Consider the following 21,858-nt stretch of genomic DNA (forward strand, 5'->3'; position numbering starts at 1 on the left):
CACCATGTGCAACCTCTACAACATCACCACTTCGCAAGAGGCGATCCGTCAGTGGACGCGCGCGCTGCGCGACATCATCGGCAACCTGGAACCGTCGATCGACATCTACCCGAACCAGCCGGCGCCGGTGGTGCGCAACGCAGCCGACGGCAGCCGCGAACTCGCAAGGCTGCGCTGGGGCATGCCGACGCCACCTGAGCGCATGCGCGGCAACGCCGATTCCGGCACCACCAATATCCGAAACCCGCAATATGCCCACTGGCAGCCGTATCTCGGCGTCGAGAACCGCTGCGTGGTGCCGGTGACAAGCTTCGCCGAGCCCAGCCCCACGCCGGAAAAGGATCCTGAGACAGGCATCCAGAAGAACTACTGGTTCGCGGTCAACGAGGAGCGCCCGCTTTTCTTTTTCGCCGGCCTGTGGACGCGCTGGCACGGCGTGCGCAAGGTCAAGGAAGGCCCAGGCGACCATGAGGTTTACGGCTTCATGACAACGAAGCCCAATGCTCTCATCGCCCCAATCCACGAAAAGGCAATGCCGGTGATCCTGACGTCGCAGGAAGAAACTGAGACCTGGCTGACCGCCCCGTGGTCAGAAGCGAGGAAGCTACAGCGCACCGCGCCAGACGATGCGCTGGTGATCGTCGAGAAACCAGCGACGCAGATCAAAGTACCCGCGCAGCCGCCGGCGCAAGCATCTCTATTTTGAGGAGAAAGCACGTGGAACACATTGTCAGGCTGGACAGTCGCAAGGAGGCGGCACTGCAATCGATCGCGGAGAAGTTCGTTGCGACCCACAAGGGCGACGCGATGAAAGCTCTGAAAGAGATGATCGTGCTGAACGGCCGGCTTCAGGAGCAGCTTGACGCCGCCAAGACCTCGCGACGAGGCAACCGCCTCATATGAGCGACGAACTAGTCAAGGACGCTCCGCCGGCCGAACGGCGAATGATCGAAAATCACGCATGTGAGCATCCGGACTGCGGCAAGGATGCGGCATTTGGTTTTGCCCGGCCGCGACGACCGTCGCACCGGTTCTGTCTGGAGCACCGCGGCGAGGGAGAGGAGTTTCTATGACCAACCCGCAGACCGCCCCGTTATCTAAAATCAACCATTACGACTGAAGTCCTAGTCGCCCGCGCGGAAGTTTGTAGCCAGATTAGTGCTTTGAACCGAACAGTTTGCCTCCGCGCGGCTCGCGATTGAGCGTCTGTTGAAGGAATCGCTTAGCGCATTCCTCCCAATCAATAGGTGTAACCTCCTGCTCGCGAATGGACTTCTTGAAAGCCTCGCGCAGCGCGTCGAGATCGAATGCTGAAAGCTGTTTTTCCCTAACCGCCATGACGGTTCCATATGGACCAAAGGCCTAACGGTTCAACAATGCCCTCTGACTTTTTTTGGGTGCAACCGCCGACGCTTGAACGTGACACCGGGTTGCGCGATTGTGCCAGCCGCCCAAGCGACGACGAGAAAACAATGAAGCGTAAGGACAAGGCACGGCCATTCGTGCCGACTGAAATCCACGTCGGCACAGTAGCCGATGAGAAAGGCACCCTTGGCATCCTCTCGATCCAGACCACCGAAGGCTTGCTGGATTTTGCGCTTGACCGACAAGCAGCTGACGCCATCCTGAATGCCGTCAACGAAGTCCGGTCGAAGCTGGAATCTACCTAAAAGAAAGCCCGGTCGAAACCGGGCGGAGAGGTCTTGGGAACACCAACTGAGATCGGATCAGTAGGCGTTCCTTTTTGCCTCGTCATCATGACGGCCAGATGAAGCAGCTGCATTGGCGGGGGAAAACGGCAGTCCAAGGTTCCTATGCCCGTCCGCTAATATTAGGCTTCGAATCAGCCGGCTTATCCTGGCCGGTCAGGCCCGGCGGTCATCCCAACGCCACCCCAACGACGGGCTGTCGGGCCGCTTACGTTTCTTCCTCCCGGAAATCCCGCAGCGAGGCATGGCGAAGCGTCTCCTCGCCCTTCAGAAACTTGACCCGACCGACGAGCCCTGGCTTCAGCCATTCGGCCTTCTCTTTGGCGAGGCCCTTCGGTGGTGGCGCGCCGGTCCTCCCCTGCACGCGATCCCAAAGCCGCTCCCGGATCTCACGGTTCATAGTGATGAAGGCGCCGCCCACATAGCGGCCCTTGTCAGCCATCAGCGCCATCGCCGGCTTGCCGGCCTCTCGCTTCACGCCGATGATGTCGAGTTCCTTTTCGGTGAAGCATTTGATCTTGCGCCAGTCCATCGTCGGGCCACTGCGGTAGCGGCTGAGTTTGCGTTTGGAAACTATGCCCTCTAGGCCGGCCTTGTCGACGAGATGGTAGACCGCCGCGCCTGTGCCGGGCAGCGCCTCAGAGAATTGGATCCGGCCGCCGGCGGGGATCATCTCGTGCAGGATCTCGCGGCGGTCCTCGAGCGGCATGTCGCGGAGATCGTGCCCGTTCAGGTGCAGGAGGTCGAAGGCGACGAAATACAGGTCCTGCGGCCGGCTGGTGATGGCGGATCGCAAGGCGCTGAAGTTGGCCAGCCCCGCTTCGTTCGTCACGATCGTTTCGCCTTCGATGATAAAGCTGTCGGCCTCGATCGCCTTGGCCTCGTCGACGAGCGGCCGGTATTTGGCCGTCCAGTCGTGGCCGCGCCGAGTGTAGAACCGGATGCCGTCGTCGTCTTTGATGGCTTGGGTGCGGAAGCCGTCGAATTTTACCTCGTGGCACCAGTCCTCACCTTCGGGCGGCCGATCGACGAGCTCCGGCATCATCGGCGGGATGAACTTCAAACGCATGCACGGTCCCAACAACCGCAATTTCAAGGCGGTATGGCTAAATTAGTTCCGGAACATTTTAGCTAAAGTGAATGTTTTGAGATATGACGAAACTGTCAGACCTTGGACCGCCCCTTGTCGGCAAGCGCCACGGCAAACAGCCGGTGGACGAAGCCGAGCATTTCCACCCATGCCCTGTCTGCGGCCAGGCGGTCGACTGGCGCGATCTGCGGCAAGTCATCTGGCACGAGCAGCCGGGGCATAAGCCGCTTAAACTAGACGCGTGAATGCCGCGCTCTAACAACTCGGGCTTCTCGCAAAAGCGCGGGACGGTCGCGCCCAACTGCCTTTATCAGCCTTCTGGCCTGAGCGTCTGAGATTCCTGTTTTCTCTTTCAGCAGAATGACGAGCTGTTTGTCGTCAATTCGACCATAGGTACGGCCTTCGACATGTTCTCGCATGTGACAATCCTCCTTCAACCAAATCCAGAAGGACCCCTAAATGTTTCATCAAATGTCGAGTGAATGGCCAGTCCCGTCTACCGCTGGACCTCCGCAATATTTGAGAGCATTCTCCCTGCGGGGGGAAAAGGGGCTTGGACAAATCTCGTTACGACAATCGTGCTGATCAGTGGCGCAAGCGCACTGGCGCCAAGCGCCGCCGTGCAATCCTTTTGGCCAGCGTGCCGAAGCGGCTCGTTCGTCACGGTTGCCGCAGCCGCGGCCCTGATCGCTCAATTGGTCATCCAGCACGGCAGCGACATGCCCGACGTCAACCTGTCGAACTTGGTCGGGCCGAAGCCGGCACCGATCACTGGCGTCGCGTCTGTCGTTGATGGCGACACGATCGAGATCCACGGGCAACGGATCCGCTTCAACGGCATCGACGCACCGGAGAGCCGGCAGTATTGCATCGACGCCAAGGGCTTCGACTATCCGTGCGGTCGGCGCTCGGCCGAAGCGCTGGACACGTTCCTGGCGGCCTCGAGGCGCGTCCAATGCACCTTCGTAACCTGGGACCGCTATCACCGCTTCGTCGGCGACTGCCGGCGCGCCGACGGCGCCAGCGTGGCCGCCTGGATGGTCGAGCACGGCCAGGCACTCGACTGGCCCCGCTACAGCCACGGTGCCTACGCAGCGCAGCAGACGAAGGCGGAGGCGGCGAAGGTCGGGCTGTGGGTCGGAGCGTTCCAGGCGCCTTGGGATTGGCGCGCGTCGCATGCTGACGGCGCGGCGCCGACGAGCCAGCCGCTCGGCATCGTCAGCCGCAAGCTGGTCGCGCAGAGCGGCTATTCGTGTGAGCCGCGGCGATATTGCGCGCAGATCGGGTCGTGCGAGGAGGCTCAATGGTATCTGCACAACTGCTCGTGGGGTCGGAAGCTGGATCGGGACGGCGACGGGAAGGCGTGCGAGACGCTTTGCTGAAGAAGGTAAAATGACAATTTTACACCTACACCCAAATGACTAGGAAATGGGCTGATGGATCGAGGGCTCTTGGCAAGTTCGACCTTCCTTCGCAAGAACAGGTCTACGGAGAACTCGCGCTGGAGGGCTACGATTCAAAACTCGTTCTGCATGATGTAAAGCAAGAGTATTATCCGGGATCAACCAGTTCGACCGTTCACGGTGTCGTTGACCACACGGTAAAGCTATCCCTATTCGACTGTATTTTGCTAAGCAGCCAGCGCAGCGCCGACGCGAAAGGGAAGGTATCGGATCATAGGCTAGAAATATTCCCTCATCACATTCTTTTTGGAGATTCGCATGTCGCAGAAGGTGACGCGATATTCACCTCCATAATGTTCAAATTTACGGATTCTATAAATCTGTTCTACGACTTCGATACGTTCGGGATTGTTTTACATCGCGCCGATTCATTTATCGAACCGATCTTGGCTGCCAAGTCAGAGATCGGGGATCGCAAGATTCCCGTCGGTGAGCATCCAGCAATCGCATACTTCACTGGCAAACATACCATCGTCAGGGTGCCGACCGATCTGGGGGTGATTTCCGCGCAAAACTTGCCGACGACGTCGATCGGAGGGCCGCACGGAAGCGGATTCGTCAACAGCATTTGGGTCGAAGTCGAATTTAGCTCGGCGCGAACTTTCAACGACGCCCTCGAAGCGACTTTCGCGCTTGAGCCCTTCTTTTCCATGGTCGCCGGAAGACCCCAACGCTTCGAGGAAATGCGGCTACTCGCACGCACTCCCGTGGAGCCGGAGGCCCACAGCCTGAAGGTGTTTGAGGTGTTCAGCAGCATGAAACAGCATCTCAGGTTTCCTCTTGGCAGAGCACCACACCCGGCGGATGTGCCGATAGACCCGGTGCGGAGGCCAGAGGAATTTTCACGCGTCTTGGTGGATTGGGTGAACCGAGTCCCTGCTTGGCGCGATGCGCGCGAGCGATACTCAAATTCTCTGCGCAAACAGGATCTACTCGACATTGACCGACTAGTGGGTTCGGCCAACATGTTTGACATCTTGCCGAGTTCAGCGGTGCCGGAGGATGTCGAACTATCCGACGAACTGAAGGTCGCGCGCGATCAAAGCCGGGAACTTTTCCGCAAGCTGCCTGACAGCCCCGAACGCAGCAGCATACTCTTGGAGCTGAAGCGGCTCGGAAAAAGCAACTTGAAGAATAAGGTTCGATATCGGGCGGCCCCGATAGTTGCGGCAGTCGGGGACAAATTCCCTGATCTGCTGTGGGTCTTGGACGAAGCCGTGAATTGCAGAAATCATTACGTGCACGGGGCACTTGTCAGCAAGGTCGACTACTCCGCCCATTTTCACGACCTGGGAGGATTCTTCACGAAATCACTCGAGTTCGTGTTTGCGGCATCGGATATGGTTGAGGCTGGATGGGACATCAAAGCGTGGGCCTCGCGAAGCTCGACGCTGTCGCACCCCTTTTTCGACTATAGGCATAGCTACAAAGAGCATCTCGACGTGGCCAAGACGCTGTTGGGCAAAAAGGGGTGAGCCGCCTTTGTCGGCGAGTAAACAACTTAAAGAGCGGCGACAGAACCGGGAAAGAATCGGATTGCTAACACAGCTAAGCCCCAGCCCAGCGCAAGCCTGACGGCGACAGGGACTACTGCGGAGAGCGCAGAAACGACGAAATCGATCGGTCCACCGTACGACAACTGGTCCTGTATTTTCATATCTTGATCGTGCAGGCGGATGTCGGCTGCGGCTCGCGTGGTCATTTCCTGCCAATCGATCTGAAGCGGCCTACCACCGGCCGCAGCCAGCGTTTCGGTCCCAAAACGCATGGTCAACTCATTCAGCCAAATGCTTTCGAGCGCCCGCTTCCTATTGAGTTCCATAGCCGTTTCCAGGTGCCCACAGAATGACATCACAAACGATACCGACAGGGCAAAAAGCAGAGCCAAATGTGGTGGGATCGGGATTACGAAGGCGTACGCAGTAAGAAGGATCGAAAAGAGTTGCAGCGTCAGCAAGGACATTGCCTCGCGCCTGATTTCAGTCGGCGTGCATCGCATGAAAGTCCCCTCCCCAAATCTCAAATGTCCGGCGCCAGCCGCCTGATCGTGTCGGCGACGTACGACGGCGCCAAGTGCGCATAATGCTTCTCGGCCATCCTGGTGTCACTGTGCCCGAGCGCTTCGGCCACAACGATCAGCGGCGCGCCGTTGCGGACCATTGTGCTGGCGTAGGTGTGCCGGATCTCGTGCAGCGTCACGTCTGAGAGCTTGGCCTGCGCCAGCAGTGCTTTCCACGGCCGATTGTAGGTAGACGGCGCCCAGGCCGCGCCGCTCTCTTGGCGAAGCAGTGGATCGCTGCCGGGGCGATCGCGTGCGAGCCGTTCGAACAACTCTGCGCCGCGGGTCGGCAACGGGATATGGCGCGGCTTGCCGCTTTTGCTCTCGGCAACGAAAACAGACTTGTTAGCCGCGTCGTAGTCGGACACCCGCAGCCGCGCGAGCTCGCCAAAGCGGGCGCCTGTCACCAGAGCCGCCGACACAAGGTCGCGAATGGCGCCATTACTGGCGGCAACCAATGTCTTCTGCTCGGCCGGCGACAGGAAGCGCACGCGCGCCGATGTCGTGCCGCGGTATGGCTTCACCAGTCGCCAGGCGGCGTCATCGGTGAGGAGCCGATTATTGAATGCCCAATTGAGCGCAGCCTTCAACGTGGTGAGTGTCCGGTTTGCCGTGTCGCGCCGGCGGCGGATCGCTTCGGGGTCGGACAGGTCGACCGTGACCGTGTTGGCCTTTGTGGCGGATTTCTTCGTCCGCAGGCGCTTCTGTGCCGTCACCATCCCATCCCGCCAGGTGCGCACCTTCTCGATCGTCAGATCGGCGACCTTCGTGGTTCCAAGCTTGGGGCGGATGTGAAACGCGGCCCGCGTCTTCGCATCGTCGATCGACTTCATGCCTTCGGCGGCCCGAGCTTCGAAATACCGGTCGAGCGCTTCGTTGACGGTCAATGCTGGCGCGGTGTCGCCGCCGGCCTTCAGGGACTTGACCCAGGTGCGGGCGGCTTCCTTCGCTTGCTCATGAGACAAAATCGCCGAACCATCGGCAGCAACAACATCGTCTGCACGGCCGAGCTTGGTCTGTATGCGCGTGCCATCGGCCGACCGCGATGCCGCCAACCAGGAACCGCCGCGGCCGTAACTCCCGCGACCGCGCCTATAGCCGAGCCGCAGGCCGGGATTGATGATTTCCCATTCCGGCGCATCCGAGTAGGGGAGCGCCGCACGGCTGGTGCGGCTGGAGAGAACGCTTCGACGCTGCGCCATGCTGGCTCCGGAGTTTCGTTGACAAATTCGTTGCAACGGACCCGCTCGATCGCAGATAGTCGCACCTACACAATAGCGCACAATGCCTTGGCAAATCAAACGTGTAGGAATAGCCAAGGTTGTGCAGGAATGTCCAAGATGCCGCCCTCTCACGGCGGGAACAGGGGTTCGATTCCCCTTGGGCGTACCAAATCTCCCTTTCTCGGATCAAGCACAGTACCCTTCATCGCTTCTGGCGCGGCGTTGCCGATTGAATTAGCATTGCGTCACAATCTCCCGAGCCAAGTCGCCAGTTGATGCGGATGGGCAGGAGAGGCGAGGGATCCTGGGGAGGAGACCGATGCAGAAGCTGCAATCGCAAGGCGTCCACCACATCACGCTGGTGGGGGCCGGGCGCCAGACTTCGATCGACTTTTGGGAAGGCGTGCTCGGCATGCCCTTCATCTTCGAGCAGCCCAACCTCGACAAGGCGAGCGAAAGCCATCTTTATTTCGATCCGGGCGACGGGCGCCTGATCACCGTCTTCACCGATGAGAGCCGCGCCGCGGTCAAGCGGCGCACGCCGACCGATACGGGCTGCGTGCATCACATCGCGTTTTCGGTGTCGCGCGTCACCTTCCTGCAGGCGGTCGGCCGGCTCGACGAGCGCGGCATCAAGCACAGCGGCGTCAAGGATCGCGGCTTCATGGATTCGATCTATTTCGAGGATCCGCTCGGCCTCCTGATCGAGCTCGCCTCATATCGTTTCGAGCCGCCGGCCGGATTTACCCACGCCGACGTGCTGATGCAGGCGCACCGGATCCGCGTCGCGCGCGGCGACTACAATATCGCCGAGGTGCATCTTGCCGACGCCATCCAGGCGCTGGTCGAACGTTCGCGCGAAACCCTGTCCGAAAACAGGGCGCCGAAAGATCCATACTAAGAAAGGCCAGAGGGAGGACCATAATGGCAAAGACTGCAACGAAGAGCGCGAAGAAAGCCAAGGCGGCGCCACAAGCGGCGGCCAAGCCGGCAGCGAAAGCCGAGAAGGCCTCGGCCGCAAAGGTATCGGCGGCCGTCAAGCCGGCGGCGAAGGCCGCACCCAAAGCGACGGCAAAGGCCGCCGCCAAGACCAAAGTGAAGCCGGCTAAGAAACCTGCGGTCAAGCTCAGCATGCTGAAACCCAGCGTCAACAACATGACGGTGCGGGTGTTCGCGCGGGCAGCCGGGCTCGACCATGCCGAGACCGATGCCTGGGGCCACACGCGATCGCCGGAATTCCTGGCGCGCAATCCGGCGCATCTGACGCCGATGATCGAGGACAAGGGCCTGCCGCGCGGCGTGCTGTGGGAAAGCTGCGCCATCATGCAGTATCTGGCCAACAAGCACGGGCTGGAGAAACTCTATCCCAAGGCGCCGGCCAAGCGGGCCATGGTCGACAGCGCCATGTTCTACCTCATCGGCACGCTCTATCCTTATGTGGCGCGCGCTACCTATCCGGCGCTCGGCTTCCCGCAATATGCCGGCGAGGTCGGCCACAGCGATGCCCATCCCGACATGAAATCGGAGGCGCAGAAGGCCGCGGTCGCCGCGATCGCCGAGCCGCTGGAGGTCTTTCACTCCTTCTTCCGCAACGGCAAGCCGTTCATCGGCGGCAAGAATCCATCGATCGCCGATATACGTCTGGCGGCGACGCTCGAATTCCTGGCGGTCATCGACTACACGCTGCCCAAATGGGCGAAGGAATACATGGCGGCATTGGAGAAGAAACTCGGCAAGGCCTATGCGGAACCGGCCGGCGACGTGCGCGGCTACATTGCGCACGTGAAATCCCAGGCCAAGGCCTCAGCCTAAAGCATGTCCAGTCCCGAAACCGCTGGGCACGTTCGGGAGACGCGCTCTAAGGGTTCGTTAACCAAAGCCCTGTCTAGTGATCTCAGGACTCGTGGCGACCACGGATGTACTGGCGCGATATCGAGGCGAAGAAAAGGTCGGCCGCCGCGCCGGCCTTTTGCTTTCCGGGCCTTGCCGACAATCACCACAAAACGGCTTCGCCGGCGCCGGCCGTCTGAAACCCTATTGTCATCTTCCGCGTTGACATACCATGGCGTCAGGCGAGCGATGAGAAGCGACGAGGAGGAGCAATGAAAAAGGCGGCAAGATTGTCGGCGATCGCGGGTGCGCTCCTGGCAGCGCCCTTTGCGGCGGACGCCGCAACGCTCAACACCATGGATCAGGTTGGCACCGCCTTGATGGCTTGCTGGAAGCCGCCGGCCAATTCGGAAAATTCCTCGGTCACCCTCAGCTTCAGTTTCAAGCGCGACGGCACGCTGATCGGCCCGCCGAAGCCGACGGCGATCAAGGTCAGCGGCGATGACAAGGCGCGGCAGGCCTATGTCGACGCGGCGACCACTGCCTTGCGCGACTGCCTGCCGCTCAGCTTTTCACCGGGCTTGGCGAAAGGCGTTGCCGGAAACGTCTTTACGCTCCAGTACAATTCGCCAAAGCAGTAACAGGGCTCCCGAACCGTTAGGTTCAGCCCGCAAAAGTCAGCATGAAACCGAATTGCAGCGGGGAGTTTTCAGGAGACCGGTCCGGAAGGCGCAGCGACAGCCGTCACCGCCGACAGCTTCTCTCGCTTTTCGAGCGCCGGCTTTTGGTAAATCTTTTCATCGTGTTCCCCTGCGAGCGCGACCAGGCAAACACCTTGTCCGCCAGGACAGATTCGAATCCTAGCGGAAACATTATTCCGGGCAAGCCGAAAGACTCCTTAACGCGGCATCGCGCCGATCAGGGAGGCCTAATCGTTCTGGCTCAGTACGATTAGTTGGCGCCTCGCCTTGCATTGAGGTGCTTCCCCAACTCCGGCATCTCGAAGACATAGTCGCTCCAGGCCGATTCCGGAATCTGTCCAGCCAGATAACATTCGAGCAGAAGGCTCTGTTCGGGTGTCAGCGCCCGCTCGTGATCCAGCCCGAGCGAGTGGATCAAATTCCTGGTCAGGCCAGAAACGGTGAAGTGAAAGGACATCTTCAGTCTCCCGCGCGCCGATTGCGTCAGCCACAACGTCGGATGTCCGCCAAAGGTTTCATCAGCAGTCCGTGATCGCATGGCGCGCGGCGGCACCCATGCGCACCGGCTCAGAATCCAAGCCAAAGCATTTCGCGTGAACTGTTTTTCACCCGACGAGATCTAGTCGCACACGACGCGAAAGCGTTTGCCGGGTTCGCTGACATTTTTGCAGGCAAGCGACTTCTGCGAAGCGGATGGCGCGTCGGGCAGTTCTTGGTTCAGGGACGGCGTTGCCGAAGCCGGCCTCCGGTACCTTCGGCCGGCAGCCGGTCCCGCCGGCTGGCTCGGCGGCTGCGGAAACACGTCCGGTGCAATTCGCCTTGCCTCGGCTGTTCCTGGCGGGACCGTGTCCCAGACCCGCCTGACGTCCATCTGCCTTGGAACGATCACCGTGCCGTCGTCGCTGCGCGCGCAGCCGCCGGCCGCCAGCAGCGCCGGGCAAAGAACAAGGGCCGCGATTCGATCAAACATTAGCAATACCTCAGGCGTCTTATAATGCGCCTTTGCCTGATCGCCAACGGACGGATTACCGCAGCAACGGGCATCGGGTGTGCCCGGTTCTCAAATCGTTAAGGTTAGCGGATCGTTAATGCTTGTCGGGCACATTCGGCCGACGAGCCTGCACGGTTCGGCCTGGGGGTAGCAATGGCGGACACGGACGGGACGGTCGGGGCAGGCGGCGCGCGTGATTCCCACAAGGCGGATGCACCCGGCAACGAGGCGTCAGCCTCGAACGAAAGCCACGCCGGGACATCGCAGAACCTTCGCATGATGGTCGATTCGATGCCGATCGGCGTCATCGTGCTCGATGCCGCATTGCGCACCGAGATCATCAACCGCGCCTTTTATGATTTCTGGGAGATCGATCCGGGCCGCGTCGCGGCCGGCTGCTCGTTTCGCGAGCTGATGGAGGCCAGCCGCGACGCCGACCCCTTCGGCGCCGACGAACCAGGCTGGCAGCGGCACATCGCCGAACGCGAAGCCGAAATCAGGGCGGGCGCTGCCGGTTCCAGGCAATTGCCGCGCAATGACGGCCGCACCCTGATCGCCTCGCTGGCGTCGCTCGCCGGCGGCAAACGGCTGATCTCCTATGTCGACATCACCGACATGAAACATCGCGAGACCGAGGCCGAGGACGCGCGCAAGAATCTCGCCACCGTGCTGGAATCGCTGCCGGCCGGCGTTATCATCTACGACCGCGACGACAAGTTCGTCTTCGCCAATCATAAGCTGCAGGACAGTCTGCCGGCATTGAAGCCGGCCTGGCGGCCGGGCCGCAGCTTTCGCGAGGCTTTGGCGCTCGGCCATTCGGTCGGCTACTTCCGCTCGAGCGGCGACGCCGAGATCGACAACCTCTACGGCGTCGATACCGAACGCTGGCTCGACGCCATGCTCAGGCGTTACCGCTTGCCCAATTCCTCCTACGAGCGCCACAACCCGGACGGCCGCTGGTACCAAGTCTACGACATGCGCACCGACGACGGCACCTTCATCGGGGTGCGCGTCGACATCACCGACATCAAGAGCCGCGAGAAGGCCCTGCGCGATTCGATGCGCCAGATCGACCTTTACCGGCACGTCATGGACGAGCTGCCGGTGGCCGCCTTCATCAAGGCCGACGATCTGAGCATCGAATTCGTCAACAAGGCCTGGTGCGCGCTGACCGGCATTTCCAAGGATGAGGTCGTCGGCAAGACCGACAGGCAGCTGTTCGAGGCCGAGGACGCCGAGAGCTACAGCCATGACGACACCGAGGTCGTCGCCAGCGGCAAGGTGCTCGAAATCGAGGAACCCGTCACCCATCGCGACGGCACGGTGCGGCAGTTGATGACGCGCAAGAGCCGCCTGGTGGCGAGCGACGGGTCGGTGCATCTGGTCGGTTCCAGCACCGACATCACCGACGTCAAGGCGCGCGAGCAGGCGCTCAAGGAAAGCATGCGCGAGAACGAGGTGTTCCGCAGCCTCATCGACAATGTGCCGGTGTCGATCTACGCCAAGCGCTCCGACCTCAGGCAGTTCTACGTCAACAAGGGCTGGTGCGACCTTACCGGCTTCAGCAAGCAGGAGGCGATCGGCAAGACCGATGTCGAGATCTTCGGGCCGGACGGCGAAGCCTTCGTGGCCGGCGATCTTGCCGTGCTGCGCACCGGCGAGACGCAGGAGATCGAAGAGACGGTGACGTTGCCGGACGGCAGCGTGCGGCACCAGTTCGCGCGCAAGGGGGCGATGATCGCCTCCGACGGCTCGCTCTATCTCATCGGCTCCACCACCGACATCACCGAACTCAAGCAGCGCGAGGCCGAACTCAGCGAGGCACGCCAGCGCGCCGTGCTCGCCGACCGCGCCAAATCGGAATTCTTGGCCAATATGAGCCACGAAATCCGCACGCCGATGAACGGCGTGCTCGGCATGGCCGAGCTGCTCGCCAAATCGGACCTCGACCCGAAGCAGAAGACCTTCACCGACATCATCGTCAAATCGGGCAATGCGCTGTTGACCATCATCAACGACATTCTCGACTTCTCCAAGATCGACGCCGGCCAGCTGGTGCTCGACCCGGCGCCCTTCAATCTCGCCGAGGCGATCGAGGACGTGGCGACGCTGGTCTCGACGCGCGCCAAGGAGAAGGATCTCGAACTCATCGTGCGCGTCCAGCCCGGCCTCGACGGCCAGTTCGTCGGCGATGTCGGCCGCATCAGGCAGATCGTCACCAACCTGCTCGGAAACGCGGTGAAATTCACCGACGAGGGCCATGTCCTGGTCGATGTGACCGGCGAGCGCGGCCCGACAGGCACCAAGCTCACCATCTCGGTTACCGATACCGGTATCGGTATCCCCGAGGACAAGCTGAAGCTGGTGTTCGAGAAGTTCAGCCAGGTCGACACCTCCTCGACAAGGCGGCACGAAGGCACCGGGCTCGGCCTTGCCATCACCTCGAGGCTGGTCGAGCTGATGGGCGGCGGGATCGGCGTCGACAGCGCCGAGGGCAAGGGCTCGACCTTCTGGTTCACCGTCACCTTGCCGCGGGCCGGGCAGCAGAACGGACAACGCATCATGCCGGTCGACGTGACCGGCGCCCGCGTGCTGATCGTCGACGACAATGCCGTCAACCGCTCCATCCTCAGCGAGCAGATGGCTTCGTGGAGCTTCGATGCCTGCGCGGCGGAAAGCGGCGCCGAGGGGCTCAAGGTGCTGATTGCCGCCGCTGCTTACGGCGTGCCGGTCGACTGCGTCGTGCTCGACTATCAGATGCCGGGCATGACAGGCGCCGAAATGGCGCGCATCGTGCGCAACACCGCAGGGCTCGCCCACACGCCGATCATCATGCTGACCTCGGTCGACCAGTCGCTCGCCAACGCCACCTACCGCGAGCTTGGCATCGACGCCCAGCTGATCAAGCCGGCGCGCTCGTCGATTCTGCTGGAGACGCTGGTCGCCACCATCCAGCGCCACCGTCACAGTACGACGGCCGTGCCGCTGGCCACCGGGGCCGGTGCCCATCCCGTCTCGACGCAAGCGCAGGCGGCGGCGCTGGATCGCGCGGTGCTGCAGCCGCAGCCGGTCAGGGCTCGCCCGCGCCCGGCCAGCGCCGATAGCGGGCTCGACATCCTGGTTGCCGAGGACAATGAGGTGAACCAGATGGTGTTCACGCAGATCCTCGGCGAAACCGGCTATCATTTCGAAATCGTCGGCAACGGCCGCAAGGCGCTGGACGCCTTCGGCAAGCTCAATCCGCGCATGATACTGATGGATGTGTCGATGCCGGAGATGAGCGGGCTGGAGGCGACCGCCGCCATTCGCCGGCTGGAGGAGGACACGGGAACGCATGTGCCGATCGTCGGCGTCACCGCGCATGCGCTGAAAGGCGACCGCGAACGCTGCCTGGAGGCCGGCATGGATGATTACCTGCCAAAGCCGATCAGCCCGAGGGCGCTGCTGGAGAAGCTCGAGCGCTGGCTCGGCACCGACGCTGAGACCCGGCGCAGCGCCGGCTAGCGCAATTCCAGGGAAAGTGCGCAGCGGCTTCCCGTCGGAATTGCGTAAGAACAAACACTTAGTACGCTTCCCGCTTGCGCGGCAATCACCGTCCGTCAGTCGCCGCCGCCCTGAACGCCTGACGCAGGCGTATGGTGCGATCGCACCATACCAAATGAAACGCCAAGCCCGGACAATAAAACCATCGATTCCGCCTCTTGATTACGGGCGGGAGCGGCGACCGCCGGCAAGAAACAGCGTCATTCTACCCCAACGGACCTGTTTTCGGCGATGGCTAGGCCATGATACGCTCTGGCATTCAGGCAACGCGCTCTCGTCCGGATTTTATTTCCCGGCGGCCGCAACCCGGCCGCCGGGATCAAAAGCCATACAAGTTACTGATTCGCGCGATAAACTCCGGCTGGTTCGCCAAGGCCATCCGAGGCCACTCCAGACATCGCTGTTCAGGCGTTACCGGGCTGACATGAAACTGTCATGCGACTGTAATAATCGAAGGCTATTGCCCTCGGCGGGCGCCAAAACAAAAGGGTGCCGAGAGACCATCTTCCGAACAGGAGCAGGCCACATGAGACATTTCATCCGCTCGGCGGCCGTTGCGATTGCAATGGCTGCGGCGTCCACCCTCACCATGTCCGCAGCGTTTGCGGCAGACATCTCGGGCGCTGGCGCGACGTTCCCCTACCCGATCTATGCCAAGTGGGCCGACGCCTACAAAAAAGAGACCGGCACCGGCCTCAACTACCAGTCGATCGGTTCCGGCGGCGGCGTCAAGCAGATCAAGGCCAAGACCGTTACCTTCGGTGCTTCCGACGCGCCGCTGAAGGGTGAAGACCTCGACGCCACCGGTCTCGCCCAGTTCCCGATGGTGATGGGCGGCATCGTGCCCGTCGTCAATCTCGCGGGCATCAAGCCGGGCGAGCTCGTCCTCGACGGCCCGACGCTGGCCGATATCTTCGTCGGCAAGATCACCAACTGGAACGACCCGGCGATCAAGAAGCTCAACCCCAAGGTCAAGCTGCCCGACCAGGCTATTGCCGTTGTCCATCGTTCGGACGGCTCGGGCACCACGTTCAACTTCAGCTACTATCTGGCTGACGTGAACGCCGACTGGAAGTCCAAGGTCGGCGTCAACACCGCGCTCGAATGGCCGGTTGGTATCGGCGCCAAGGGCAATGAAGGCGTTGCCAACAACGTGTCGCAGACCGGCGGCGCGATCGGCTATGTCGAATATGCTTATGCCAAGCAGAACAAGCTGACCTACACCGAAATGGTGAACAAGGACGGCAAGAAGGTCGAGCCGACCGCGAAGGCGTTCTCGGCCGCGGCAGCCAATGCCGACTGGAGCTCGCAGCCGGGCTATGGCGTCATTCTCGCCAATCAGGCCGGTGCCGAATCCTGGCCGATGACGTCCGCGACCTGGATCCTTCTGTACAAGAAGCCCGCCGACGCCGCGGCCACCAGCGAAGCCCTCAAGTTCTTCGCCTGGTCCTATGCCAAGGGCGACAAGATGGCGGCTGAACTCGACTACGTTCCGATGCCCGACAAGGTCGTCAAGAGCGTCGAGGAAATGTGGAGCAAGGACATCGTCGGCAGCGACGGCAAGTCGCTCTACGCCGCCAAGTAACTCTCTTTGCCGCAGGAGGGCGCCGACGGCGCCCTCCTGCCTTCTTTCGAGCACGAGGGGCTAGATGACCACCGTTTCAGAAGCCACGCCGGCGTCGAGCACCATGCGATCCAGGGATGCGACAGTCCGGCGCTTCGCCTTCACGGATATGGTGTTCCGCGAGGCGACCCGCGTTTCCGCCGCTCTCGTCCTGCTCATCCTCGGTGGGGTTGCGATCTCGCTGTTTGCCGGCTCATGGGAGGCACTGTCGAAGTTCGGCTTCTCGTTTCTGACGACCGAGGCGTGGAACCCGGTCACCGAGAATTTCGGCGCGCTGTCGCCGATCTACGGCACTATCGTTACGTCGGCCATCGCAATTCTGATCGCGGTTCCCATCGGCATCGGCATCGCCATCTTTCTTACCGAGCTTTGCCCGAGACCGCTGCGGCGTCCAATCGGCATCGCCGTCGAGCTTCTGGCCGGCATCCCCTCGATCATCTACGGCATCTGGGGCCTGTTCGTGTTCGCGCCGTTCCTGCAGACGATGGTACAGCCCGTCATCATCAACGTTTTTCACAACGTGCCCGGGCTTTCCAGCCTGTTCGCCGGCCCGCCTTACGGCATCGGCCTGCTGACGTCGTCGCTGATCCTGGCCATCATGGTGCTGCCGTTCATCACCTCGATCACCAAGGACGTGTTCGACACGGTGCCGGCGGTGCTCAAGGAATCGGCCTACGGAATCGGCTGCACGACCTGGGAAGTCACGCGGCGGGTGGTCATTCCCTATACCCGCGTCGGCATCATGGGCGGCGTCATGCTCGGCCTCGGCCGCGCGCTCGGCGAAACCATGGCGGTCACCTTTGTCATCGGCAACGCGCACCGCATCAGCGCCTCGCTGTTCGCGCCGGCGACGACGATTTCCGCAACCATCGCCAATGAATTCACCGAGGCCGATGGCTCACTCTACACCTCTTCGCTGGTGGCGCTGGGCCTGATCCTGTTTGTCATCACGTTCCTCATCCTTGCCATCGCACGCTATATGCTGATGCGCATCGACGCCCGCACGGGAGCCTGACCGATGTCGACAGCTGAATCGCTTCATCAGAGCCGCAAGAGGAAGAATGGCGTGATGATGACGCTGTGCGTCGTCGCCGCCGGCATCGGCCTTGCCTGGCTGGCGCTGATCCTCGGCGCACTGATCTACAAGGGCCTGTCCGGCGTTTCGCTGGCCGTGTTCACCGAAATGACTCCGCCGCCCGGCGATGCCGGCGGCCTGCTCAATGCCATCTACGGCAGCGTGGTGATGACCGTCATCGGCGTCGTCGTCGGGACGCCGATCGGTGTCCTGGCCGGGACCTACATGGCCGAATACGGCCGCTTCTCGCGCCTGACGACGATCGTGCGCTTCATCAACGACATTCTGTTGTCGGCGCCCTCGATCATCATCGGCCTGTTCGTCTATGAGCTGATGGTGCGGCCGATGGGGCACTTCTCGGCAATCGCCGGCGCCGTCGCGCTGGCCATCCTGGTCATCCCGGTTGTTGTGCGCACCACCGAGGACATGCTGAATTTGGTGCCGAACGCCTTGCGCGAAGCCGGCACCGCGATCGGCGCGCCGCGCTGGGTCGTCATCCGTTCGGTTGCCTATCGCGCCGCACTTTCCGGCATCGTCACCGGCATATTGCTGGCGATCGCCCGCATCTCCGGCGAGACGGCGCCGCTGCTCTTCACGGCGCTCAACAACCAGTTCTGGTCGAGCAACCTCAACGCGCCAATGGCCAGCCTGCCGGTGACCATCTTCCAGTTCGCTCTCAGCCCCTATGAAGAATGGCAGCAACTGGCGTGGACCGGCGCACTCATAATCACCCTTACGGTTCTTGGGCTGAGCATCTTCGCCCGCAGCCTTACCGGACGCAGAGAGGACAGATGAAACCGATGTTGTCCACCGATTTGAACGTAGCCGACACGACCGTCGAGAAAGCCAAGATCGAGGTCAAGAACCTCAACTTCTATTACGGCCAGTCAAAGGCGCTGAAGGACATCAGCCTGTCCTTGCCGGAGCGCAGCGTCACCGCCTTCATCGGCCCGTCGGGCTGCGGAAAGTCGACGCTGCTGCGCGTCTTCAACCGCATCTACGAGCTCTACCCGAAGCAGACCGCCGACGGCCAGGTACTGCTCGACGGCAAAAACATCCTCGACCGCTCGCAGGACCTCAACCTGCTCAGGACCAAGATCGGCATGGTGTTCCAGAAGCCGACGCCGTTCCCGATGTCGATCTACGAGAACATCGCCTTCGGCGTCAGGCTCTATGAGAAGATCAGCAAGGCCGAAATGGACGGCCGCGTCGAGCAGGCGCTGAAACGCGCAGCGCTTTGGACCGAGGTCAAGGACAAGCTCAACGCCAGCGGCCTCAGCCTCTCGGGCGGCCAGCAGCAGCGCCTCTGCATCGCCCGCACCGTGGCGGTGAAGCCCGAGGTCATCCTGCTCGACGAGCCGGCCTCGGCGCTCGATCCGCTGTCGACCGCCAAGATCGAGGAACTGATCGACGAGTTGCAGGCCGACTACACGATCGTCATCGTCACCCACAACATGCAGCAGGCGGCGCGCGTGTCGCGGCAGACGGCGTTCATGTATCTTGGCGAACTGGTCGAGTTCGACCGGACGGAGAAGATCTTCACCTCGCCTCGCGAGAAGCGCACGCAGGACTACATCACCGGCCGCTTCGGCTGAGTTCACACGAGGACATAAATCATGGCCGAACATACTGTCGCTTCCTTCGACGAGGATCTCGGGCAGATCAGCCGGCTCATCCGTGACATGGGCGATCTTGCCGCGTCCATGGTCGGCGCCTCGACCAAGGCCCTGCTCAATTCCGACAACGCGCTCGCACAGCGCGTCGTCTCCGACGACGCCATCATGGACGCGCGCCAGCGTGAACTCGACGACCGTGCCATCACGCTCATCGCCAAGCGGCAGCCGATGGCAGACGATCTGCGCCACGTGGTCGGCTCGATCCGCATGGCCGGCGACCTCGAGCGCATCGGCGACCTGGCCAAGAACATCGCCAAGCGCGTCGGCTCGGTCGGCATCAGCGCAGCACCCCGCGATCTTTCGCATTCGATCGACTCGATGGCGCAGATGGTGCTGATCCAGGTCCAGGCCGTCATCCAGGAATATACGGCGGGCGACGCCACGGCACTCGCCACGCTGCGCAATGCCGACGAACGCATCGACGTCAAATACACGTCCGTGTTCCGTGAACTCCTGACCTACATGATGGAGGATCCGCGCAACATCACGGCTTGCACGCATCTTCTGTTTTGCGCCAAGAACCTGGAGCGCATCGGCGACCATGTCACCAACATCGCCGAGAACGCCTATTATGTGTTGACCGGCACGCAATTGCCCGCGAACCGTCCGAAGCAGGACGAGACCGCGATGTCGACACCGGCCACCTGACAACAAGGGTAACCTGCCGATGATCGCGCCGCGCATCATGGTGGTGGAGGACGAGGAGCCGCTGGGCGTGCTGCTCCGCTACAACCTCGAATCCGAAGGCTATCAGGTCGAGGTGGTGACACGAGGCGACGAAGCCGAGATCCGCCTGCAGGAGAACGTGCCCGACCTTTTGGTGCTCGACTGGATGGTGCCGGCGGTTTCCGGCATCGAGCTTTGCCGCCGCCTCAGGATGCGTCCCGAGACCGAGCGGCTGCCGATCATCATGCTGACCGCGCGGGGTGAAGAAAGCGACCGGGTGCGCGGCCTCTCGACCGGCGCCGACGACTATCTGGTCAAGCCGTTCTCGACGCCGGAATTCATGGCGCGGATCAAGGCGCTGCTGCGCCGCGCCAAGCCGGAAGTGCTGTCCAGCGTGCTCAAGGTGGGCGATATCGTGCTCGACCGCGAGTCGCACCGCGTCTACCGCAAGAAGAGCGAGATCCGGCTCGGGCCGACCGAGTTCCGGCTGCTCGAGTTCATGATGCGGCATCCCGGCCGGGTGTTCTCGCGCAGCCAGTTGCTCGACAATGTCTGGGGCGAGACGATCTATATCGACGAGCGCACGGTGGACGTGCATGTCGGGCGCCTGCGCAAGGCGGTCAACAACGGCCGCATGCCGGACGTGATCCGCACCATCCGCGGGGCGGGTTACGCGATCCGCGAGGATTGATCAGGCCACGTTCTTGCCTGCCGTGCCAGTTCGCGCCTGCACGCCCGGCGCAAAAATCTCCTGGTCGACGAAGCTCAGCGCACGCATGGCGCAGCCTTCGCGGATCAGCGGCAGTTCGTTCGGCTCGGTGTCGAAGGAGATCGATGTCGAGTGCTGGCCGCCCGCGGTCTGGGCGATCGCCTCGCGCAGCGCCGGCTCGATCAGATCGAAGGCGGCCGCGCTGACGCCGACCATGGCGACAGGTGCGGGATCGATCAGCGCGAACAGGCTGCCGAGGCCGAAGCCCAGCGCCTCGCCCGCCCGCCGATAGGCCTCGCGCTCCGGGCCGTCCTGCAGCCTCGCCTTTGCTGCGAGCGCCCGCATGTCGGCATCGCCGACATCGACCGGTTCGGCGTCCTCGCTCATCTTCATGGCGCTGCGCCAGATGGCGTAGTTGCCGGCATAGGCCTCGACGCAGCCGCGCCGCCCGCAGCGGCAGAGCGCGCCGCCCGGCCGATGGATCATATGGCCGAACTCGCCGCCCGAGGAATGCGTGCCGGTGAAAAGCTCGCCCTTCAGCACCAGGCCCATGCCGATGCCGTGCGACAACAGGATGGCGATGAAATTGTCGCGGTAGCGGTCGGGATCGCGCCATTGCAGCGCCACCGCCATCATGTTGCAGTCATTCTCCATGGTGGCCGGAATGCCGAATTCCTTCTCCAGAATGTCGGCAAAAGGGATGTCGGTCAGTGGCGTGATCGGCGACCACAGCATGGCGCGGGCATGGGAATCGGTGATGCCCTGGATGCCCATTGCGATGCGGGCGACGCTGCCGATGTCGAGGTCCGGGTCCTCCAGCCGGCGCCGGACTATGCCAACGCATTCGCCGATCAACGCGTCGCGCGATATCGTCAGCGTGTCGAGGCGCCGCTGCTCCTCGGCGACGACCTGGCCCGTATAGTCGATGACGGCGACCGAGAGGAAATTCAGCGACAGCACCACGGTCACTACCGCGGCGGCTTCCGGATTGAGGGCAAGGCCGACCTGAGGCCGCCCGCGCTTCAGCGAAGCGGTCTCGCTGGACTTGCTCTCGGCAAGAATGCCTTCCTGGATCAGGTCGGCGGAGATTGCCGAAATGGTCGAGTGGCTCAGCCCCGTGGTGGCGGCGATCTCCGTCCGCGACGGCTGGCCGACCCGGCGCACGGCCGAAATCACCATGCCGCGGTTGCGCCGGCGCAGATCGTCGTGGCGGATTCCGACCGACATGGCTTCGCATTTCCTCCCGGTCATCGCGGCCTTGTGATGATGCATGGGCCGTCGGCGATGCGCCAGCGGTTCAGTTTTGTTGGAAAACCGCCGAACCGCAGTAGTTTTTTGTTTTTGCTCCAGGATAGTGGCAGAAGCCAGTAGAGCTGTCATTATTTATTGCGGCACTCGAAAAAAGTTTCGAGCCGATCAGAAACCATCAGAATCGCAGTTGACAGGGCTATTGCCCCGGGTCAGTATTTTTTTTGAGGCTCGAAAAAAGCCTCTGTGCC

22 protein-coding genes are annotated in these 21,858 nt (G+C 62.0%); 15 read left to right on the top strand and 7 right to left on the bottom strand.

Translation table 11 applies throughout. The features are described from left to right. The first annotated feature begins 4 nt into the window (after nucleotides 1–4). Complete coding sequence (locus FJ974_RS06360; protein ID WP_140533895.1) at nucleotides 5–706, top strand: SOS response-associated peptidase; 702 nt, start codon at nucleotides 5–7, stop codon at nucleotides 704–706. A gap of 11 nt (nucleotides 707–717) precedes the next feature. After that, entirely contained in the window at nucleotides 718–903 is a 186-nt protein-coding gene (locus FJ974_RS06365) for a hypothetical protein (protein ID WP_140533896.1), read from the top strand. A gap of 252 nt (nucleotides 904–1,155) precedes the next feature. Here the strand turns inward: FJ974_RS06365 and FJ974_RS06370 are convergent, their stop codons facing one another. Continuing rightward, nucleotides 1,156–1,338, bottom strand: a complete 183-nt coding sequence (locus tag FJ974_RS06370; RefSeq protein ID WP_140533897.1) for a hypothetical protein — start codon at nucleotides 1,336–1,338, stop codon at nucleotides 1,156–1,158. A gap of 134 nt (nucleotides 1,339–1,472) precedes the next feature. Here FJ974_RS06370 and FJ974_RS06375 point away from each other — a divergent pair, with 134 nt between their 5' ends. Then, on the top strand, nucleotides 1,473–1,670 hold the full coding sequence (locus FJ974_RS06375; protein ID WP_140533898.1) for a hypothetical protein: 198 nt from the start codon (nucleotides 1,473–1,475) through the stop codon (nucleotides 1,668–1,670). 247 nt (nucleotides 1,671–1,917) lie between these two features. Here the strand turns inward: FJ974_RS06375 and FJ974_RS06380 are convergent, their stop codons facing one another. After that, nucleotides 1,918–2,778, bottom strand: a complete 861-nt coding sequence (locus FJ974_RS06380) for an ATP-dependent DNA ligase (RefSeq protein ID WP_140533899.1) — start codon at nucleotides 2,776–2,778, stop codon at nucleotides 1,918–1,920. A gap of 95 nt (nucleotides 2,779–2,873) precedes the next feature. After that, nucleotides 2,874–3,020, bottom strand: coding sequence for a hypothetical protein (locus FJ974_RS06385; RefSeq protein WP_181177156.1), 147 nt, complete (start codon nucleotides 3,018–3,020; stop codon nucleotides 2,874–2,876). Between the two features lie 357 nt (nucleotides 3,021–3,377). On the opposite strand from FJ974_RS06385, the gene FJ974_RS06390 reads away from it, so the two are divergent. Together FJ974_RS06390 and FJ974_RS06395 are read left to right on the top strand one after the other, a co-directional pair. Continuing rightward, on the top strand, nucleotides 3,378–4,181 hold the full coding sequence (locus tag FJ974_RS06390; protein ID WP_226891501.1) for a thermonuclease family protein: 804 nt from the start codon (nucleotides 3,378–3,380) through the stop codon (nucleotides 4,179–4,181). A 35-nt stretch (nucleotides 4,182–4,216) separates the two neighbouring features. Further along, nucleotides 4,217–5,737, top strand: coding sequence for a HEPN domain-containing protein (locus FJ974_RS06395; protein ID WP_140533901.1), 1,521 nt, complete (start codon nucleotides 4,217–4,219; stop codon nucleotides 5,735–5,737). A gap of 26 nt (nucleotides 5,738–5,763) precedes the next feature. On the opposite strand, the gene FJ974_RS06400 is transcribed toward FJ974_RS06395, so the two are convergent. Both FJ974_RS06400 and FJ974_RS06405 read right to left on the bottom strand, forming a co-directional pair. Continuing rightward, the gene (locus FJ974_RS06400; RefSeq protein ID WP_140533902.1) at nucleotides 5,764–6,225 is read right to left on the bottom strand and encodes a hypothetical protein; all 462 of its coding nucleotides are present in this window, start codon (nucleotides 6,223–6,225) and stop codon (nucleotides 5,764–5,766) included. A gap of 56 nt (nucleotides 6,226–6,281) precedes the next feature. Next, the gene (locus tag FJ974_RS06405; RefSeq protein ID WP_140533903.1) at nucleotides 6,282–7,523 is read right to left on the bottom strand and encodes a tyrosine-type recombinase/integrase; all 1,242 of its coding nucleotides are present in this window, start codon (nucleotides 7,521–7,523) and stop codon (nucleotides 6,282–6,284) included. Between the two features lie 340 nt (nucleotides 7,524–7,863). Between FJ974_RS06405 and FJ974_RS06410 the strand changes: the two genes are divergently transcribed. The 3 genes from FJ974_RS06410 (at nucleotide 7,864) to FJ974_RS06420 (ending at nucleotide 10,015) form a co-directional block, all read left to right on the top strand. Then, a complete protein-coding gene (locus FJ974_RS06410; RefSeq protein ID WP_140533904.1) occupies nucleotides 7,864–8,445 on the top strand; it encodes a VOC family protein in 582 nt (193 codons plus the stop codon). Between the two features lie 23 nt (nucleotides 8,446–8,468). Next, nucleotides 8,469–9,356 (top strand): glutathione S-transferase family protein, encoded by an 888-nt coding sequence (locus FJ974_RS06415; protein ID WP_140533905.1) that lies wholly within the window; start codon nucleotides 8,469–8,471, stop codon nucleotides 9,354–9,356. 290 nt (nucleotides 9,357–9,646) lie between these two features. Next, nucleotides 9,647–10,015, top strand: a complete 369-nt coding sequence (locus tag FJ974_RS06420; RefSeq protein WP_140533906.1) for a hypothetical protein — start codon at nucleotides 9,647–9,649, stop codon at nucleotides 10,013–10,015. A 310-nt stretch (nucleotides 10,016–10,325) separates the two neighbouring features. On the opposite strand, the gene FJ974_RS06425 is transcribed toward FJ974_RS06420, so the two are convergent. Continuing rightward, a complete protein-coding gene (locus tag FJ974_RS06425) occupies nucleotides 10,326–10,532 on the bottom strand; it encodes a hypothetical protein (RefSeq protein ID WP_140533907.1) in 207 nt (68 codons plus the stop codon). 687 nt (nucleotides 10,533–11,219) lie between these two features. Between FJ974_RS06425 and FJ974_RS06430 the strand changes: the two genes are divergently transcribed. From FJ974_RS06430 to phoB, 7 genes are all read left to right on the top strand, one after another. Further along, complete coding sequence (locus FJ974_RS06430; protein WP_181177157.1) at nucleotides 11,220–14,570, top strand: response regulator; 3,351 nt, start codon at nucleotides 11,220–11,222, stop codon at nucleotides 14,568–14,570. 565 nt (nucleotides 14,571–15,135) lie between these two features. Next, a complete protein-coding gene (gene pstS, locus FJ974_RS06435) occupies nucleotides 15,136–16,194 on the top strand; it encodes a phosphate ABC transporter substrate-binding protein PstS (RefSeq protein WP_140533909.1) in 1,059 nt (352 codons plus the stop codon). Between the two features lie 64 nt (nucleotides 16,195–16,258). Further along, nucleotides 16,259–17,248 carry a phosphate ABC transporter permease subunit PstC gene (gene pstC / locus FJ974_RS06440; protein WP_140533910.1) on the top strand — a complete coding sequence of 330 codons (990 nt, stop codon included), beginning with the start codon at nucleotides 16,259–16,261 and terminating at the stop codon, nucleotides 17,246–17,248. A 3-nt stretch (nucleotides 17,249–17,251) separates the two neighbouring features. After that, on the top strand, nucleotides 17,252–18,103 hold the full coding sequence (pstA, locus tag FJ974_RS06445) for a phosphate ABC transporter permease PstA (protein ID WP_140533911.1): 852 nt from the start codon (nucleotides 17,252–17,254) through the stop codon (nucleotides 18,101–18,103). Next, a complete protein-coding gene (gene pstB / locus FJ974_RS06450) occupies nucleotides 18,100–18,903 on the top strand; it encodes a phosphate ABC transporter ATP-binding protein PstB (RefSeq protein WP_319023054.1) in 804 nt (267 codons plus the stop codon). The genes pstA and pstB overlap by 4 nt, the downstream gene beginning before the upstream one ends. A 21-nt stretch (nucleotides 18,904–18,924) precedes the next feature. Continuing rightward, on the top strand, nucleotides 18,925–19,632 hold the full coding sequence (phoU, locus tag FJ974_RS06455) for a phosphate signaling complex protein PhoU (RefSeq protein WP_140533912.1): 708 nt from the start codon (nucleotides 18,925–18,927) through the stop codon (nucleotides 19,630–19,632). 19 nt (nucleotides 19,633–19,651) lie between these two features. Next, the gene (gene phoB / locus FJ974_RS06460; protein ID WP_006328038.1) at nucleotides 19,652–20,341 is read left to right on the top strand and encodes a phosphate regulon transcriptional regulator PhoB; all 690 of its coding nucleotides are present in this window, start codon (nucleotides 19,652–19,654) and stop codon (nucleotides 20,339–20,341) included. On the opposite strand, the gene FJ974_RS06465 is transcribed toward phoB, so the two are convergent. Further along, on the bottom strand, nucleotides 20,342–21,586 hold the full coding sequence (locus FJ974_RS06465) for an ROK family protein (protein ID WP_140533913.1): 1,245 nt from the start codon (nucleotides 21,584–21,586) through the stop codon (nucleotides 20,342–20,344). Between the last annotated feature and the right edge of the window lie 272 nt (nucleotides 21,587–21,858).

Source organism: Mesorhizobium sp. B1-1-8 (assembly GCF_006442795.2).
In the GTDB taxonomy this organism is placed as follows: domain Bacteria; phylum Pseudomonadota; class Alphaproteobacteria; order Rhizobiales; family Rhizobiaceae; genus Mesorhizobium.